9 protein-coding genes are annotated in these 19152 nt (G+C 79.2%); all 9 read right to left on the bottom strand.

What is annotated here, in order from left to right; translation table 11 throughout:
• Positions 1-226: 226 nt before the first annotated feature.
• Positions 227-1933 carry a 2-isopropylmalate synthase gene (gene leuA, locus BM048_RS10515; protein WP_239078591.1) on the bottom strand — a complete coding sequence of 569 codons (1707 nt, stop codon included), beginning with the start codon at positions 1931-1933 and terminating at the stop codon, positions 227-229.
• Between the two features lie 401 nt (positions 1934-2334).
• Entirely contained in the window at positions 2335-3579 is a 1245-nt protein-coding gene (locus BM048_RS10510) for an FHA domain-containing protein (RefSeq protein WP_090032936.1), read from the bottom strand.
• Positions 3576-6053, bottom strand: coding sequence for a transglutaminase-like domain-containing protein (locus BM048_RS10505; protein WP_239078573.1), 2478 nt, complete (start codon positions 6051-6053; stop codon positions 3576-3578). The genes BM048_RS10510 and BM048_RS10505 overlap by 4 nt, the downstream gene beginning before the upstream one ends.
• Positions 6050-7375 (bottom strand): DUF58 domain-containing protein, encoded by a 1326-nt coding sequence (locus BM048_RS10500; RefSeq protein WP_090032934.1) that lies wholly within the window; start codon positions 7373-7375, stop codon positions 6050-6052. The genes BM048_RS10505 and BM048_RS10500 overlap by 4 nt, the downstream gene beginning before the upstream one ends.
• 7 nt (positions 7376-7382) lie before the next feature.
• Positions 7383-8348: an AAA family ATPase gene (locus tag BM048_RS10495; RefSeq protein ID WP_425319173.1), complete on the bottom strand. Its 966-nt coding sequence runs from the start codon at positions 8346-8348 to the stop codon at positions 7383-7385.
• A 120-nt stretch (positions 8349-8468) separates the two neighbouring features.
• Entirely contained in the window at positions 8469-14741 is a 6273-nt protein-coding gene (locus tag BM048_RS10490; protein WP_239078574.1) for an Ig-like domain-containing protein, read from the bottom strand.
• A 26-nt stretch (positions 14742-14767) separates the two neighbouring features.
• The gene (locus tag BM048_RS18210) at positions 14768-16732 is read right to left on the bottom strand and encodes a serine/threonine-protein kinase (protein WP_239078575.1); all 1965 of its coding nucleotides are present in this window, start codon (positions 16730-16732) and stop codon (positions 14768-14770) included.
• Positions 16733-16737: 5 nt separating this feature from the next.
• Positions 16738-18183 (bottom strand): FHA domain-containing protein, encoded by a 1446-nt coding sequence (locus tag BM048_RS10480; RefSeq protein ID WP_090032933.1) that lies wholly within the window; start codon positions 18181-18183, stop codon positions 16738-16740.
• Positions 18180-19142 (bottom strand): PP2C family protein-serine/threonine phosphatase, encoded by a 963-nt coding sequence (locus tag BM048_RS10475; protein ID WP_090032932.1) that lies wholly within the window; start codon positions 19140-19142, stop codon positions 18180-18182. The genes BM048_RS10480 and BM048_RS10475 overlap by 4 nt, the downstream gene beginning before the upstream one ends.
• Positions 19143-19152 lie beyond the last annotated feature (10 nt).

Here is a 19152-nt window from a genome sequence, read left to right as displayed (position 1 = left end):
CCGGGCCGGGGGCTGTCGGCATCGGCCCCGGTCCGTCCCCTCCACGATCGGACGGCGAGGCCCGCTCGGGAGCCGTTCCGCGCACCGTCTCGCGCCGACGGCTTGCACCGTACCTGCCCGTCGGGCCGGGCGTGCGGTGAGCGCGGCCCGGCGGGTCGTCCGACCTCCGGGACGGACGGCTCGGGTCCGGCCGGGGTCCGACGACGCCGGCGGCGCCGCCGCCGGGTCAGCGGGCGGCGCGGTTGACGGCCGAGACGATGGCCTTGAGCGTCGCCGTGGTGATCGACGGGTCGATGCCGACGCCCCACAGCGTCCGGTCGCCGATCGCGCACTCGACGTACGCGGCGGCGGTCGCGTCCCCGCCCGACGAGAGCGCGTGCTCCGCGTAGTCCAGCACCTGCACCCGCACGTCCACGGCGCCCAGCGCGTCGACGAACGCCGCGACGGGCCCGTTGCCCGACCCCTCGAGGGTCCGGACCTGGCCGTCCTGCGCCAGCTCGACGGTCAACGCGTCCGGGCCGTCGTGCCCCGAGGACACCTGCGTGCCCAGCAGCCGGAACCGGCCCCACGGCGCGAGCGGACCGCCGGGCTCCACCGGCAGGTACTCGTCGTTGAAGATCTGCCACAGGTCGTCGGCGGTCACCTCGGTCCCGTGCGCGTCCGTGTGCCGCTGCACCACCTGGGAGAACTCGATCTGCAGCCGGCGCGGCAGGTCCAGGTCCCGCTCGGACTTGAGCAGGTAGGAGATGCCGCCCTTCCCGGACTGGGAGTTCACGCGGATGATCGCCTCGTAGGAGCGGCCGACGTCCTTGGGGTCGATGGGCAGGTACGGGACCGCCCACTCCACCTGGGACACGTCCGTGCCGGCCGCCGCGGCCTTCGCCTCCAGCACGTCCAGGCCCTTCTTGATGGCGTCCTGGTGGGAGCCGGAGAAAGCCGTGAAGACGAGGTCGCCGCCGTAGGGGTGGCGGTCGGCCACGGGCATCTGGTTGCAGCGCTCGACGACGCGGCGCACGCTGTCGATGTCGGAGAAGTCGATCTGGGGGTCCACACCCTGGCTGAACAGGTTGAGGCCCAGCGTCACCAGGTCGACGTTGCCGGTTCGCTCGCCGTTGCCGAAGAGGCAGCCTTCGATGCGGTCGGCGCCGGCCAGGTAGCCCAGCTCCGCGGCCGCCACGGCCGTGCCGCGGTCGTTGTGCGGGTGCAGGGACAGCACGACGTTCTCGCGGTGGTGCAGGTGGCGGCCCATCCACTCGATGGAGTCGGCGTAGACGTTCGGCGTGGCCATCTCCACCGTCGCCGGCAGGTTGACGATGACCTTGCGCTCCGGCGTCGGCTCCCACACGTCGAGCACGGCGTTGACGACGCGGACCGCGTACTCCAGCTCGGTGCCGGTGTACGACTCCGGGGAGTACTCGTAGAAGACCTCGGTGTCGGGCACGAGCTCGGCGTACTTCTTGCAGAACCGGGCGCCCTGCACGGCGATGTCGAGGATCCCGTCCTCGTCGCTCTTGAACACCACCTCGCGCTGCAGCACGGACGTGGAGTTGTAGAGGTGCACGATCGCCTGCTTCGCGCCGGCGATCGCCTCGTACGTGCGCTCGATGAGGTGCTCGCGCGCCTGCGTCAGCACCTGGATGACGACGTCGTCGGGGATGCGGCCCTCGTCGATGAGCATGCGGACGAAGTCGAAGTCGGTCTGCGACGCCGCGGGGAACCCGACCTCGATCTCCTTGTAGCCCATCGCGACGAGCAGCTCGAACATCTCGAGCTTGCGCGCAGGGTTCATCGGCTCGATGAGGGCCTGGTTGCCGTCGCGCAGGTCGACCGCGCACCAGCGCGGGGCCGTCTCGATGCGGCGGTCCGGCCACGTGCGGTCCGGCAGGTCGACGCGGATCTGCTCGTGGAACGGGCGGTAGCGGTGCGCCGGCATCCCGGAGGGGCGCTGCCGGTTGCGGTCGTCGTACGCGGCGGCGACGAGGTCGCCACCGGGACGCTCGTCGACAGGTCGGGCGGCGTGCTGGGGGGTCGTGGTCTCGCTCATCGTGTCCTCGGTCCGTGCTCGTCGGGGGCAGCCGTCGGCAGGGGCTCCGCGACGAGGGTGCGGCCTAGAGGACCTCGTCGCGGCGGAGAAGGAGGAGGCCGCGCAGGGGATGGCCGAGCGGCGCTCGACGAGGCGTGCGGGCGGTCATGGGGGCGACCCTACCGCCCGTCCGCCGCACCGGTGACGTCGACCTCACGTCGTGGTCGTGCGCCCGTGTCCGTGCGCCCGTGGTCGCACGTCGTGGTCGCTCGCCGTGGTGCACGCCGTGATCGCACCGCCGTCGCCGGTGGTCACGCCACGGGCACCGCGTCCACGCGCAGGCGCTGGTCCCCCAGCCGCACCTCGTCGCCGACGTGCAGGCGCACGCGCACGCCCGGCACGGCCTGCACCCGGCCGCCGGCCGCGAGCTCGACGAGGGTGCCGTTCGTCGAGCCGCAGTCCGTCAGCCACAGGCCGCCGGGGTCGACCGCGAGCTGCAGGTGCGTCTTGGACACCGCCCGCGCCGGGTCGAGGAGGCAGAGCACCTCCACCCCGTCACGGAGGACGGGCCGCCGCCCGACGAGCGTCGTGCCGCCGACGACGACCTGCCGCCCGTCGGCGGTGACGAGCCGGGCGGCCGGCGACGCGCTCCCCGAGCCGTCGACCGGCGGGACCTGCGGGGCCGACGACGGGGCCGGCCGGCGCACGGTGAGCGCGACCGGGCCGAGCGCCTCGAGGTCGGCGTCCGGGGCCGACGACGGCACCGACCGCACCGACGGCGCGCCCGACGAGTCCCGCACGGACGACGCCGGCACCGCGCGGACCGGACCGGACGGCACGTGCGGGAACGTGATGCGGGCGCCGGTCGCGGGCCCGCCGAGCACCTCGGGGAGGGTCGGGCCGTCGGGGGCACCGCCGGCCCAGGGGTGCCCGTCGGGGGCTCCCGCGCCGCCGCCGAGGTCCGGGGGCAGGACGAGCAGCCGGGTCAGCGCGGCCTCGACCTCGTCGGACGCACGGGCGGGGCGCGCGGGACGCAGCGGGCGGGCGGCGCGCGCGGGCAGCTCCCGCTCGGCGACGGCCTCCCACCACGCGTCGGGCACGACCGGGTCGGCCCCGCCCGGGACGGGCCCGGGGCCGCCCGACGACGCCGCTGCCGTGGTGACGCCCGTCGGGCCGTCGACCCGTGCCGGCCAGGAGGGCCGGGGGCGGGCGCCGGGCTCGTCCACCCCCGCGGCGCGCCGGATCCAGGCCGCGTCGTCCTCCCGCCGGCGGCGCCGCTCGGCCAGCGCCAGGCGCCACCGGCGCAGGCCACGGGTGGGCGCGAGGACGGGCACCGGGACGGGCACCGAGACGGGCATCGGGACGGGCACCGGGACGGGCATCGGGACGGGCGCGACCGCGTCGGGCGGGACCACCTCGGCCGCTACCGCATCCGGCGCGAACGACTCGGCCGCGGAGGCGGCGGCGGAGGCGGGTGCGGCGGCGGAGGCACCGGCGGAGGCGCCGGCGCGCACGGCGGCGGACGAGGACGGGCGGGGCTCGACCGTGGTGGTCATCGCAGGGCTCCAGGCAGGACGGCGGGACGTCGGACGAGGGACCGCGGGCGCACCGGCCGGGTGCGACGCAGGGACGCGACGGCGGCGCGGGCGCGCAGGCGTCGCAGCGGGGGCAGGACCGCGTCGAGCGCGGCGAGGGCGCCGTCGGTCTCGGCCCACACGGCGTCCGCCTCGGCGGGCGTCGGGCGGCCGGGGGCGAAGACGTGGGCGTCGGCGCTGCGCGCCAGGCCACGGGCGGAGGCGTGCAGCCGCGCGGCGGCGGACGGCGCATCGGCCCGTCCGGCGCGACGCCCGCGGCGCGCCAGCACGGCGGCGACGAGCGCCTCGGCCGCCTCCTCGCGCGTGGCGGAGGGCGTCGGCAGGTGCCCGAGGTCGCGCGCCCGGTCGAGCAGCTCCTGCCACCCGTCCGCGACGCGCCGGACGGTGTCGGGCCCGCGCCGACGGCGTCGTCGTCGCCACGCCTTGAGCGCGACCACGGCCAGCGGCGGGCCCAGCAGGAGCAGCGCGGGCCCGCCGACGACGCCGACGACGGCCGCGACCGCGCGCCACGACCTGCCCTCCGGCGCGGGGACGTCCCGGCGCCCCGTGCGCGGCTGCTCGGTGTCCTCCTCCGGCGGTGCCTGCGCCTCGGGCTCGGCGGGCGGGGGCTGGCGCACCTGCGGCTGGGCGTCGTCGGGCGCGCTCGTGCGGTCCTCCTGCGGGGTGCGCTCGCGCGGCGGGGTGGGGTCGAAGGGCACCCAGCCCCAGCCCGCGAGCGCGACCTCGACCCACGCGTGGACGTCGGAGCCGCGCAGGGCGACCGTGCCGGCGGCGAGCTGCTCGTCCGTGGGCGCGAACCCGACGACGACGCGGCTCGGCAGCCCCACGCGCCGCGCCATGAGCGCGAGGACGGCGGCGTACTGCTCGTCGTCGCCCACCATGAGGTCGCCCCCGACGAGCTCGGTGAGCCGGGCCGCACCGTGGCCGGGCGCCGACGGGTGGTCGCCGGTGGCGACGAGCCCGTGGCTGAACCAGCCCTCGTCGGTGAGCCAGGCGGACAGCGCGCGAGCGACCTGCACGGGGGCACCGGCCCCGCGCGCGACCTCCTGGGCGCGGGCGCCCACGGCCTCGGGGACGCCGGTGACGTCGGGCAGCGGCACGTCGGCGGGCGGCGCGTCCCCGACCAGGGCGTCCGCGGGCACCGGGTCCACCAGCGCGCGGACGGTCCAGGCGTCGCCCGCGGCCAGGCCGCCGGCGTCGACCGCGGTGCCGGTGGCGTCGTCCCAGCGCAGGTCGGTCGCCTCGACACCGGCCCCCGCCGTCACCTGGGTCGTCCGGCCGACCGTCGGGAGCCAGACCCCGCGCAGCCCCGCGGCCTCCAGACGCACGGTCACCTCGCGCGTCCCTGCACCGCGCGTCGGGGCGAGGCCCGTCGCGCGCGGCGGGAGAGGGGTCCCGGACGCCACGCGCCGCAGCACCCCGGACCCTCCCGTGCCCGATCCGCCCGCGACGCCCCAGACCGTCCCGTCGTAGCGGTCGAGGGTCGCCAGCCGGACGCGTGCGCCGGGAACGAGCCCGGTGGCGCGCAGCAGCACCTCGTCGTCCCGGGCGACGAGGGCGCGGAACGAGGACAGCGGGCTCGGCCGGTCCCGCAGCTCGAAGGGGGGCACCACGTGCTCGCGCAGGACGAAGCGCGCGCCCCCCGCCGCGCCGCCCGCGCCCGCGGCGACGCCGCCGCCGACGGCGAGGCCGACGGCCAGGGCGCCGACGAGGGCGGTGCGCGCGGTCGCGGCCGCGCCCGCCCGTGGGAGCCGCCGGAGCACGGCACCGGCGACGAGCAGCCCCGCGAGCGCGGCGCCCGTCACCGCCGGCGCCGGCGCGGGGGTCGCCGTGCCGAGCAGGGCGACGGCGGCCGCCACGAGCGGCGGGACGAGCACGACGGCCGCCCGTGCGAGGCCGCGGGCCGACGACCGCAGCGCCCCGGACGCCACGGCCGCCGCGCCGAGGAGCGCGAGCACCCAGGCGGTGAGCAGCACCTCCCCGTCCCCGCCGATCGGGGGGGTGAGCGTGAGCAGCGCGTGCGGGGCGTCCACGACGCCGGGACCGAGGGCGCGCAGGGTCGCCGCGGTCGGCACGACGCCGGCCACCGTCGTGCCGGGCGCCGCGAGCGCGCCGCCGGCCAGCAGGTGGACGACGAGCACCGCCAGCAGCGTGGCCGGTGCGGACCATCGCCGCGCCGCCGCCAGGGCCGCGACGCCGGCGCCGGCTGCGAGGCCCCCGACGAGCGCCGGCACCGCCACCGTGCCGCCGTGCAGCGCGACGAGCGGCGCCAGCGCGACGCCCAGCGCCGCGAGCCCGGCGACGAGGTCGACGACCGCCGCCCGTCGTGCCGGTCCCCCTGAACCGGTCGACGGGGCGGTCGAGAAGGCGGTCGACGGGGCGGTCGACGGGGCGGCCACCACGACCGGCTCCCGCACCGGGGGCGCGGCGCTCACGCCGCACCCGCCCGGGTGGCGGCCGGCAGGTCGGCCAGCGCCGCGACGCGCAGCACCGCGCGGTGCCCGACGGCGTGCGTCGGGGCCGCCGGGCGCTCATCGTCGGGGCGCTGCTCGTCCGCGCGCTGCTCGTCGGGGCGCTGCTCGTCCGCGCGCTGCTCGTCGGGGCGCTGCCCGTCGGGGCGCTGCCCGTCGCCGCACGTCAGCACCACGGCGCGCGCGCCCGCCGGCGCCGCGTGGGCGGCCCGGACGAGGGCGTGCGGCGCCGCGGTCGAGCCCGTGACGACCACGACCAGCGCGGCCCCGCCGCCGTGCCGTCGCGCCCGGCGCGCCACGGCGTCGAGCGGGCCGGCGTCCGCGGGGTCGTCGGCCCCTCCCGCCGTCGGCGGGGCGACGTCCCGGCGGTCGCCCGCGGGGGGCACGGGTGCCTCGAACCGGGCGCACGCGTCCAGCAGGGCCGTGCGGGTCGTCGTGGGCAGGCGCTCGTCGCCGGCCAGGACGGCGACCTCCCGGCCCTCGGCCATGGCCTGCAGCGCGAGGGACGCGAGCACGGACACGCCGGTCTCGACCTCGTCGGCGTCCGCCCAGAGCGCGGGGTCCTCCGCGAGCAGCAGCAGGACGCGCGTGCGGCGCACGTCCTCGTCCTGCCGGACGAGGAGCGTGCCCAGCCGCGCGCTCGAGCGCCAGTGGATGGCGCGGCGGTCGTCGCCGGCGACGTACTCGCGCAAGGCGTGGAAGGACTGGGACAGGTCGGCGCTCGCGCGGTCGGCGACGCCCTCGAGGTCCCGCAGGAGACCGGCGCGGCCCGCCGGCAGGTCCAGCGTCCGCGGGTGCACGAGCACCTCGACGGCGGGCGCGTACCGCACGGTCCGGCGCACGAGGCCGAGGGTCTCGCCCCGCTCGGCGGCGACCGGCCCGACGACGACCCGTCCGCGGCGCGGCGCCGGCACGACCAGCAGCTCCTCCCAGCCCTCGCCGGGCGGCAGGGCCGGCACGGCCAGCTCCGCGCCCGGGCCGGACCCGGCCGCCAGCCGGAGCCGATGCGGCAGGGTGCGGCGGCGCGACCGGTTGCGGACCCGCACCGCGCCGACGGCCCGCCCCCCGACGACCGCCCGCGCGTCGCCCAGCGACAGCGTGACGGCGTAGGGCGCCCGCCCGAGGACGCCGAGCGCTGCGACGGCCAGGACCAGGCCGAGCCCCGCCGCGAGGGCCCCCGCCTCGGCCCAGCCCAGGACGCGGTGCACGACCGCGGCCGCGGGCACGACGACGAGCGCGAGCGCGCCCGCGGGCGTCACCCGCACGGTCGGGGCGGTGGACGTCACGGGCGCCTCACACCAGGCGGACGGTCGGCGCCGGGGTCCGCTCGAGGACGTCGGCGACGACGTCGTGCGCGCCGACCCCGTCGAGCTCGGCGTCGGGGGTCAGCAGGAGCCGGTGCGCGAGCACGGGGCCGACGAGGTCCTTCACGTCCGCGGGCAGCACGTGCCCGCGGCCCGCCGACGCCGCCCAGACGCGCGCGCACCGCACGAGGGCCAGCGCGCCGCGCACGCTGACGCCCAGGACCGTGCGCGGGTCCTCGCGCGTCGCCTCGACGAGCCGCGCGACGTAGTCGAGCACCGCCGTGTCGACGTGGACGCGCCCCGCGATGGCGCTCATCTCCCCCAGGGCGGCGGTGGTGACCAGCGGCTCGAGGTCGCCCGTGCGGTCGCGGGCGCCCGCGAGGATCTCCAGCGTGGCGGCGCGGTCGGGGTAGCCGAGCGAGGTGCGCACGAGGAACCGGTCGAGCTGCGCCTCGGGCAGGCGGTACGTGCCCGCCTGCTCGACGGGGTTCTGCGTGGCGATGACCATGAACGGGGTGCCGACGGGGTGGCTGACGCCGTCGACCGTGACGTTGCCCTCCTCCATGACCTCCAGCAGCGCCGACTGCGTCTTCGGCGACGCGCGGTTGATCTCGTCGGCCAGGACGACGGAGGCGAAGACGGGGCCCCGGTGGAACTCGAAGCGCCCCCGGCCCTGGTCCCAGACGCTCACGCCCGTGACGTCGGAGGGCAGCAGGTCCGGGGTGAACTGGATGCGGCTGTGGGTGCCCTGCACGCACGCCGCGAGCGCCTTGGCCAGCGACGTCTTGCCGGTCCCCGGGGCGTCCTCCAGCAGGAGGTGCCCCTCGGCGACCATGGCCATGAGGGCCGTGCGGACGGTGCGCTCCTTGCCCAGCACCACCTGGCCGACCCCGGCGACCAGGAGGTCGAACGTCTCGGCGAACCAGGCGCCCTGCTCGGCGTCCACGTGGCGCACCCCTCTCCTGCCGTCCTGCGGGGCCGCCCGTGCCGGCCGGCCCACGCGGGACCGGTCCCCCGGTCCCAGCCGGCCCATCGGCCGGGGCGGGCCGGGCTGGAGGACTTCGGGCGGGACGGCTCAGGGCAGGACGGGGTCGGCGGGGACGGGGTCGGGCAGGACGACGTGCGTGCCGGGCGACGACCAGTCCGCCCACCCCTGCGCGTTGCGGGCGCGGACCTGGACCGTCACGGTCGACCCGGGCGCGGCCCGCTCCGACGGCACGTCCACCCGGGCCGTCGTCGTCCGGCCGTCCACCTCGTCGGCGGCGAGCTCGACGGACCCGGGACCGAGCACCCGGACGGCGTAGGCGTCGATCGCCCGCCCGCCGGTCCCGCCGCCGTCCCAGGTGAGCACGAGACGGGTGCCCGTCGCCGTGGGGGTCGCCGCGACCCGGACCTCCCGCTCGTCGGGACGGCTCGGCCTGCGGGGCTCGCCCGAGCCCGCGCCCGTCGCGGTGCCCAGCGCGTTGCCGACGAGCACCTCCACCGCCACGGTCGCCGCACCGCCGTCCGCCTCGAGGACCGCCGGCGGCCGGCCCTCGCGCCAGGGACCGCCGTCGACGCGCCAGCGCCGGACCGTCACCGGTGCCCCGCCGTCACCGCCCTCGGTGACGGCGACCGCCACCTCGTCGACCGCGGTCCCCGGGCCCACGTCCACGGCGGGCGCGTCCGGAGCGGTGCGCACGACGACCTGCCCCAGCTCCGTCCACGGACCCGCCAGTCCGCGGTCGTTGACAGCCCGCACCCGCGCCCCGTCGACGGTCCCGGCCATCAGGTCCGTCCGGGTGCAGGCGGTGGCACCGTCGGCCGCGCAGCCCTCCAGCTCGTAGCGCGCGACGCGGAGCGAGGCCCCGCCGGCCGACGCGGGCGGCGTCCAGGTCCAGCGCGCGACGCCCCGGCCCCACGGCACCCCGGCCGCGGGCTCGACCGCCGCCGCCGTGCCGGCCCCGGGTGCGCCCGGGGCGCTCCACGTCTCCCCCGTCGCGCTGCCCCAGGGTCCGGTGCCGGCCACGTTGCGGGCCCGCACGTCGACGGCGTAGGCGCGGCCGCGCACCGCGTCCGTGATCGTCCAGGCCAGCGCGGTGCCGACGTCCACCGGCGCACCGCCGTCGACCCGGACCTGGTAGGTGAGCGCGTCGTCGCCGTTGCCGGCCGGCGCGGCCCACGTCACCTCGACGGTCGCCTCGCCGTCCGCCGCGCTCTCCTGCCGCGTCGCGGTGACGGCGGGGGCCGCGGGGACGCCGGCCGGGCTGACGGGCACCGACCAGGCGCTCCACGGGCCGGGTGCGGGGGCGGCGTTCGTCGCCCGCACCCGCACGGCGTACGCCGTGCCGTTGGTCAGCCTCGGCAGCGTCACGCGCGTCCCGGTGACCGTCGTGGTGGCCGGGCCCCCGACCGGGGCCGGGCTCAGCTCGACGGTGTACCCGCTGACCGGGGACCCGGTCGACGGGGCCGGCGTCCACTCCACGACGAGGCTGCCGTCGCCGCGCGTGGCCACCGGGGTGCCCGGGGCGCCGGGCACGGCGTCCGGGTGCGCCGGTGCGGAGGGCGCGCTCGCCTCGGACCAGTCGACGCCGTTGCGGGCGGCGACGGTGAACGTGTAGGTCTGCCCGTTGGTCAGGCCGCCGACCGTGCACGTCGTGCCGGCGCAGGCCTGCTCGAGCCCGCCGGGCGAGGCGACGACGCGGTAGCCCGTCACGGGGTCGCCGTGCGCGTCGGGCGGCGACCAGGCGAGCACCACCGTGCGGTCGCCCTCCTCGACGACCGCGGGCGTGCCCGGGGCGTCGGGACGGTCCCGCACGACGACCGTGACGGTCGCGGCGACCTCGCGCTGCGGGTCGTGCGTCGCGTCGCGCACCCGCAGCCGTACGACGACCGTGCCGGACCCGCGGGGCGCGGGCGCCACCGTGACGGTCGTGCCGTCGGTGGTGGCGGTGCCCGCCGCGACGCCGGCCGAGGCGTCCACCGAGGGGTCGACCGTCGCCCCGACGACCTCCAGCGGCGTGCCGGGGAACGGGTTGTAGGCGCCGGCGAGCACGTCCACGACGACGGGCCGCCCGGCCGCGGTGACGACCGTCCGGTCCGCGACCCTGGCCGTGCGCTGCATGCTCGCCAGGACGCGCACCTCGACCTCGACGGGCAGCAGGCCCGCCCGCCCGTAGCCGACCAGCAGCGACAGGCGCGCGGTGCTCCCCCGCGGCGTCGCCGGGTCGGCGGACACGCGCAGCACGTCGTCGTCCACGGTCGCCCGGAACCCGGCCGGCACCGCGGCCGCGAGCGTGAAGGTGAAGCCCTGCGCCGCGTCGTCGGCGCCGGCGGGGCCGTGCACCCAGCGGTTCAGGTCCATCTCGACCGCGTCCCCGCCCGCCACGACGTCGAGGACGTCCGCGGCGAACGTCGGCGGGTGGTCGGTGACGGCGTAGACGGTGACGAGCAGCGTCACGGTCGCCAGGCGCGCGTGCGGGTCGTCCGGGCCCGTCCTGTCCGAGACCGGCACGCTGACCGACGCGGGCCCGGCGTACCCGGGCGCGGGCGTGTACTGCACCGTGCGCCCGTCGAGGACCACGGGGGCTCCGGCGGACCGGCTGGCCTGCACGGTGCCGGCCACGCTGGGCCGGCGGCCGGGCGCGACCTGCACCTGCTCGTCGAGGTCGATGGTGAGCACGCCGCCCTCCGCGACGCGCAGCTCCGGGGCGCGCGGACGCGGGGTGGGCGGGAAGAAGCCCAGCGCGGGCACCGTCACGAAGGCCCAGGACCCGGGCGTCCCCGCGGGCGCGGCCGTGTTGGTCAGCAGGAACGGCACGGTCTGCGCGTGCTCGACGAGCGTGACGACCACGCGGCCCGACCGGTCCACCCGCGCCACGTCCGCGACGGAGGCGGGCACGGTGACGCGCAGGTCCTCCAGCGGTCCGCTCGGGTTGGCGGCCACGGCCAGGACGTCCACGGCGACCTGCGTGCGGTCGCGGGTGTCGGCGGCGGGCACGACGACGTCGCGCGCGACGGGCGGCAGCACCGGCGCGTCGGCGGCCACGGTGACGGTGAGCAGCCCTCGTCTGCTGCTGCCCCGGCCGTTGTCCGCGGTGTACGTCACGTGCAGGACGGCGTCGCGGGGCGGCGTGTCCACGACGACGCGCGAGCCGACGACCGCGGCGTTCGCGTCGACGGGCACCGCCTGCGTCGCGGCGTCGGTGAGCACGAGGTCGGGCCTCAGGGTCAGCGGCGAGCCGCCCGAGTCGACGTCGTTGGCCAGCACGCGCACCTCGACGCGCTGCCCGGGCCGCACGAGCACGTCGTCGGGGCGCGCGGAGACGTCCGCGGCACCCGGAGGGCGTGGCACGACGCCCACGCGGACCGCCCCGACCGCGCGCTGGCCGACCCAGTCCTCCACGGCGTACGTGAACGTGTCCGTGCCGTGCTCGCCCGGCATCGCCTCGTACTCGAGCCAGTCCGGACCGGTCGCGACCACCCGCCCGCGGGCGGGCACGCCGTCCGCGCCGAGGAGCGTGACGCCGTCGCCGTCGGGGTCGATGCCGACCAGCGGCACGGCGATGCGCACGGTCTCGCCGGCGAAGACCCGGGCGGTGAGCGCGCGCGGCTCCGGCGGGGCCTTCGTCGCGGCGTCGGACGCGTGCACGACGACGGTCACCCGCGTCGACACCGCGTGCGTCCCGTCGGTCACGGTGACCGTGGCGTGCGTGGTGAGCGCACGCGCCGGCGCCTGGTAGCGCAGCACGTCGCCCGCGACGAAGAGCAGTCCGTCCCCGTCGGGCAACGGCTCGGCGAGCACGGGGGCCAGCGCGAGCGCGTCCCCGTCGGGGTCGGTGGCGTGGTCGAGCACCGGCACCGTGACGACGCCCCCCGTGCGCACCGCCACGGTGACGGGCTCGACGACCGGGGGCCGCGGCGCGGCCTGCACCGGGACCTGGCGCACCGTGATCTGCCCCCGCACGGTCGTCGTGCCGTCGGAGACCTCGTACTCCAGCTCGACCGGCGCCGCCAGCTCCTGCGTCGGCTCCACGCGGACGAAGCGGTGCTCGAGCACCTGGACGTCGACGGGGGCGCCGCCGTGCGCGCGGACGGCGCCCAGGACGAGGACGCCCCCGTCCGGGTCGACGTCGTTGGCCAGCGGGTCGACCGTCACGGAGCCCAGCGGCCGGACGAGGGCCACGTCGGGCACCGCGACCGGCGGCGCGTCCTGCTCGGGCCGGGCCACGACGTCGACCCGGACGAGCCCCTCGGCCTGCGCGGACCCCACCGCGACCGTCACGCCGACGTAGTAGGTGCCCGGACGCGCGGCCCGGGCGGTGAAGCGGCCGCCGGCCAGGTCGGTCGTCAGCGCGACGCCCGGCGCGTCGGCGACCGCCGCCAGCCGCGGCTCCCCCGCCGGCTGGCGCCGCAGCGCGGTCAGCGGCTCCACGACGACGGGCTCGTCGACGAAGGTCCGCACGAGGAGGGTCTCCAGCGCGAGGCCGGCCGCGCCCGCGGCGCGCACCTCCACCTCGAGGGTGCCGTCGACGACGGAGCTGCCGTCCGAGGCCTGCAGGTGCACCGTGGCCGTGCCCGTCGCCGCACCGGGCGCCGCCGCCACGGTCACGCGTCCCCCGGGCTCGGACCGGACGGTCAGCCCGGCGGCCGGCCCCGCGGCCGGCCCCGCGGCCGGGCCCGCGGCCGCACCTGCGCCGGTCGGCTCCGGTGCCGCACCCACGAGCTGGAGGGGATCGCCGTCGGGGTCGCGGAAGGTGGCCAGGACGTCCCGCGCGGCCTGCCCGCCCACCTCGACGACGAGGTGGGGGCGCGTCTCCTGGACCGGCGGACCGTCGGCGCCCTCCGCGGCCACCGTCAGGCGCAGCGTCGCGGTCGAGGGCGCCGAGGTGCCGAGGCCGTCGGCGACGGTGTAGAGCACCTCCGCGGCGCCCTGCGCGTCGGGCGGCACGGTCACCTGGAGCCGGCGGCCGCCGTCGACGGCCTCGAGCCGGCCGACCGTCGCCGGCAGCGCCTCGACCTCGGTGACGACGAGCAGCCCGCAGGCGCTGGCCACGTCGTTGTCGAGGACGGGCAGGACGGTGGTGCGGCCGGCGCGCACGACGAGGTCGTCGTCGACCGCGCGCGGCGGCGCGGACTCGGGCGTGCACGCGGCCTCGTCGACGGGGGTGCTGAGGTCGCCCTGCGCGTCGCCGTCGTCGTCGCCGTCGTCCTCCTCCGGGACCGCCTGCAGCCAGTCGGGCGTGCGCACCGCGGCGTCGACCCCGGGCAGCCAGACACGGCCGGCGCGGGTGTCGTTGAGGACCACGTGCGAGCGGTTGACGCGGAAGACGAGGTCGGTGCCGGCGCCCACGCCCTCCAGCGGCGTCCGCTCGTCGGCGGCGCCGCCGCAGGCCTGCAGCGAGGTGCCGGCGCCGGCCGCCCCGACCCAGGCGCCGTGCAGGCAGCCGGCCACGCGGACGGGCGCCGAGGGCACCCCGTCGCCACCGGCCGGGTGCTCGACCGTGCGGGAGCCGTCGAGGGCCACCTCGAGCAGGGCCGTGCGCGAGGCGACGAGGACGGTGCCGGCCGCGGGGCCGGGCTGCTGGAGGACGAGGTCGTCGCCGGTCAGCCTGACCGCTCCCGCGGGCGTGCGCAGGGTGCTGCCGGTCAGCGCCACGGGGACCTCGCCGACCGCGGTCAGCGCGTCGACGGGTCGGGCGACGGGGTCGGCGTCGTCGCCGGCGTCGGCGGTGAGGTCCGCCAGGGGTGCGTCGGCGGGCCGCAGGGTCGCGCCGGTGCCGGTCGGCGCCGGGACGCCGGTGAGCAGCTCGCCCGACGCGGTGACGGCGACCACCGCGCCGGACCGGGTGACGACGGCCCGGCCGCCCGCCCCGAGGTCGGCATCCGTGGGCGTCGTGCCGGTGTCGAGCCCGCCGAGCGTCGCCGGCGTGCGGACCCACAGGCCGCCCCCCGGGCCGACGAGCGCCACCGTGCCGCCCGCGAGCGCGACGGCGGCGCCCGGCGCGGTCGCGGACGCCGCGACCGTCACGGCCGCGGGGTCGACGAGCGCCGGCCCGGTCGCCTCGAGCAGCAGGACGTCGGCGCCGTCCTGCCGCACGTCGACCGCCGTCCCCGTCGCGACGAGCCCGCCGTCGAGGTCCTGCACCGGCACGTTCCAGCGGCCCAGCCGCCCGAGGTCGGTGGCCGTGAGCCACACCCCGCCGTCGTCGAGGTCCAGCGTCGTCGTCGGCACCCCGCGCCCGACGAGCGCGAGCATCGCCACCAGCACGGGCACCGTCACCAGGGCCGCCGCGCGGCGCAGCCGCGGCGGGACCGCCGTGAGGACCGTCGCCCGGCCCGTGGGGCGGGCCGTCGGTCGCGCGGTCACCCGCCGGGCGGTGGCTGCCGGCCGCCTCACGGCGCGCACGCGACCGCGGGCGACGCCGAGGCCTGCCGGTCGACGCGGACGAGCGAGACCGTCACGCACGGCCCTGCGGACGCCGGCACCAGCGCGACGGGCTCCGTGACGACGACCGGCGCCGCCGAGCCGTCGACCGGCGCCCACTGCCAGAAGTCGCCGTCCCGGGCGGGCTCGCGCGTCCACGTCCAGCGCACGGTGCCGTCGGCGAGCACCTCGCCCGACAGGCCCGACGGCGCCGGGACGACCTCGGTGCGCAGGCCGCCGTCGGCGGGCGCGGTCAGCGCGTCGCCGGTGCCGTCCGGCCCGGACCCGGGCGGCCGCAGCAGCGACGCGACGCCGAGGCCGACGAGCACGACGACCGCCGTGAGCGCGCCGGCCCGGGTGAGCCGGCGCGGACGCCGTCGGGTCGTCGCCGGAGCGGGGGCGCCGGCGGCGGCGGCGGGGGCGGGCTCCGGCCCGGTGCGCAGGTCTTCCACGGCCGGCGCGACGGCCGCGGCGGGTGCGGTCGGGTCCGGTGCGGCCGACGGCGCGAGCGCGACGGCCCGGCGCAGGACCGTCGGCGCGTCGTCGAGCCCGTCCGGCGCGGGGACGACACCCTGGGCGTCGCGCGCGTCGCGGGCGTCGACCGCGCCGTCCACGCTCGCGTGCGGGGCCGGCTGCGGTGCCGGGGCGGCGGGTGCGGGAGCGGCGGACGGGCGGGGCCGCCACCGGGCGGCACCGGCGTCGGCCGAGGCGCGCGTAGCGGGTTCGGGGGCGCCACGGCTCGTGCCGCCGGGGGTGCCCGCCCCCGGGACGGGCGACGACGCGCCGGCGGGCTCGTCGTCGGCCAGGCGCAGCGCGCGCGCCCGGGTGACGTCGGGCAGGTCCTCGTCGGAGCGCGGCTGCGGCAGCGGGACCGGTACCGGCGCCGCGACCGGGTCGGAGACCCGAGCCCCGGCGGGCAGGCCGGCGGACGTTCGCACCGGGCCGGCGGCGGCGCCCGCACGGCGGGCGGAGGTGGGCAGGACCAGCGGCCCCTCGCCGTCCTCGCCCTGCACGTCGACGGCGGTGACGGGCAGGCCGAGCTCGTGCTCGACCTGCTGCAGCGCGTGCGCGACGGACAGCGCGGAGCCGTGCCGCCGCGCCGGCGCCCGGTTCATGGCGCGCGCGAGGACGGCCTCGAGCGCGGGCGGCACGTCGGCGCGGCCCGTCGGGGGCAGCGCGGCCCGCTCGATGCGCTGGACGAGGTCGACGGCCGTGTTCGACCCACCGGGCACCTCGAACGGCGACCGCCCCGCCAGCAGGGAGTAGAGCGTGGCCGCCAGGCTCCACACGTCGGAGCGCTCGTCGCCCTCGGACCCGTCGGCCAGCAGCTCGGGGGGCGCCCACGGCACCGACAGGCCCGCCGCGCCTGCCGCTCCCGCCGCGCGCCGGTGCTCGGCGATCCCGAAGTCCGTCAGCACGGGCCGGCCGAGGTCGGTGGTGAGCACGTTGGCCGGCTTGATGTCGCGGTGCAGGATGCCGGCGCGGTGCGCCGTCTCCACCGCGGAGGCCAGCCGCACGCCCGTGCGCAGCACCTCGGGGACCTCGAGGCGCTCGGTGCGGTAGCGGTCGCCCAGCGAGGGCCCCGGGCAGTGCTCGAGGACGAGGCACGGGCGCCCGTCCTCCGTCGAGGTCACGGCGTGCACGGTGACGATCGAGGGGTGGTGCGACACGCGCGCGGCCAGGTCCGCCTCGTGCAGGAAGCGTGCGCGGACCTCTGGCGCGGGCGCGGCGTGCAGCACCTTGACCGCGACGAGCCGCCGCGGGTGCTCCTGCTCGTAGCAGAGCACGTCGGCGGACCCGCCGCGGCCCAGGGAGTGCAGGAACCGCAGGCCGGGCAGCACGGGCGGGACGACCGCGGGCCCGGGCTCCACGGGGACGACGGGCCCCGCGGGCCCGGCGGCGCGTGCCACGGTCGCGGACAGGTCGGCGGGCACGGGCGTCAGTCCTCCCACCGCACCCGCAGCGTCGCGCCGTCGCCGAGGTCGACGAGGTCCGTCTCCGTCACGGGCGTCGGGCGCCCGGGCTCGAGGACGACCTCCTCGCCGTGCGCGCGCACGACGACGCCGTTCGTCGAGTGCAGGTCCGTCACGAGGACGAGGGGCCCCTCGGCGTGCACCTGCGCGTGCGTGCGGGACACGTCGTGCGTCGGGCTCGGCACGGCGACGAGGCGCGGCAGGCCCGAGCGGGTCGCCTGCGTCACCTGCGGCGCGCGCCCGACGAGCACCGGCCGGTCGAGCGGGACGAGCGCACCCGTCGAGAGCTCCAGCACGGGGCGCCGCGGCGGCACCGGACCGGGCTCGACCGCGCCGGCCGGCGGCAGGTCCGGCGCGGGCGCCGGTGCGAGCAGCGCGTCCAGGTCGGCCGTGGTCTGCGCCGCGTGGTCGGCGGCCCAGCCGGGCAGCAGGCGCCGGATCTCGTCGAGCTCCTCGGTGAGGATCGTCATGCCGTCGTGGTCGTCGAGGACGAGGGCCGCCGCACCGGTCACGGCCCGCTCGGGAGCAGCCCCGGCAGGGACAGCCGGGACCTCGGCGACGGCGACGTCCGGCAGGACGACGCTCTCCGGCACCACGACGTCCGGCACGACGACGGGCTCCGGCACGACGGGCTCCGGCACGACGGGCTCCGGCACGACGGGCTCCCGCACGACGGGCTCCCGCACGACGGTCTCCTGCACGACGGGCTCGAGCACGACGGGCTGCGCCACGACGGGCTCCGGCACGGCCGCGACGGTCAGCTCGGGGTCTGCCGTGCCCGCGGTGGCGTCCTCGGGGTCCGCGGCGACGGCGGCGAACGGCGGCTCGACGACGACGGCGGCCACCGGCCCCAGCCGGAGCGTCGCCGCACGCACCACGCCGGCGTGCACGGGCCAGAGGACCGCCGCGCCGTCGCCCGCCGCGTGGTCCGTCCCCGTGGCGACGCCGTCGGGGCGCAGCTCGACCGACCCCGCACCGGGCACCGACCGCTCGGACCAGGTGAGCGCGCCGCGCCCGTCGACGACGACGACCGGCAGCCCGGCGTCGTGCGCGTGGGCGGCCCGGCGATCGTCCGGGTCCACGTCGCCGGTCGTCCGGTCCCCGGCGACGTGCACGAGCACGCCGCGCGCGGCCACGTGGGCCATGCCGTCGCGCAGCTCGACGGCCGCGAACGCGGGCACCGCGCCCAGGCCGTCGCGGGCGAGCACCTCGAGGACCCGGAGCAGGCCCTGCGCGCCGGCCGGCACGTCGCCGGTCGGCTCGTCGCCCGCCTCCACCCCGACGGGCCCACGGTGCTCGACCGCCGCCCAGAGCCGCTGCACGAGCGCGACGGGCGCCGCCGGCTCGACGACGACCACCGCGCCGCGCCCGACGACGGCCCACCAGGGACCGGGCAGGTACGAGGCGGTCATGCGGCACCTCCGGGCGGTGGGACGGGCGGGACGGTCGGGACGGGCGGCGAGGACGGGACGACGTCCGGACGGGCCACCGCGCCGGGTTCGAGGGACGGGCGGGGACGAGGGGTCCGGGGGACGGTGACGCCGTCCCGCGCGTCGTCCCACCCGTCGGCCGGGGGGACGCCGGGACCGGCCGGGCCGACGACCGGGCCGGTCCCCGCCCGGGCCGCGCCGACCGAGCCGACCAGGACGCCCGTCGCCGTGCGCCCGGCCGGGACGGCGTCCACGACCACCGTCGTGACGTTGTCCCGCGCCCCGCGCCCGACCGCCGCGTCCACGAGCGCCGCCGCGGCGGCCTGGGGGTCCGGGTGCGCCAGGAGGGCGGCGACGTCCTCGTCGTGCAGCTCGCGCGTGAGCCCGTCGGAGCACACGAGCAGCCGGTCGCCCTCGGCGGCCGGCAGCAGCCAGTAGTCCGGCTCGACGACCTCCGTGCTGCCGAGCACGCGCGTGAGCACGTGCCGGTCGGGGTGCGTCCGGGCTCCGGCGGCGTCGAGGCCGCCGGCGGCGACGAGCTCGCCGACGACGGAGTGGTCGACGCTCACCTGCACCAGCCCGTCGGCCGTCACCCGGTACACGCGGGAGTCGCCGACGTTGAGGACCAGCCACAGCGGACGGCCGCCGTCGTGGGTGAGGACGACGCCGGCGACGGTCGTGCCGCCCTGGCGGCCGCCGGTGAACTCCGTGCGGATGCGGTGCGCGGCCCGCAGGAAGCAGGCGTGCACGTCGTCGGGCGTGGCCCCGCGGCCCGCGAGGTCGGCGAACTCCTCGACCGCGATGCGGCTGGCGACGTCACCCGCGTCGTGCCCGCCCATGCCGTCGGCGACGAGGAACACCGGGGGGTGCGCCAGCAGGGCGTCCTCGTTGACCTCCCGCACCGCGCCGCGGTCGGTGGCCGAACCCCACTGCGTCCGCATCGCACCCCTC

It is taken from the genome of Cellulomonas marina, assembly GCF_900111925.1.
GTDB lineage: Bacteria > Actinomycetota > Actinomycetes > Actinomycetales > Cellulomonadaceae > Cellulomonas > Cellulomonas marina.
This window is presented reverse-complemented; position numbering and strand designations above follow the sequence as displayed.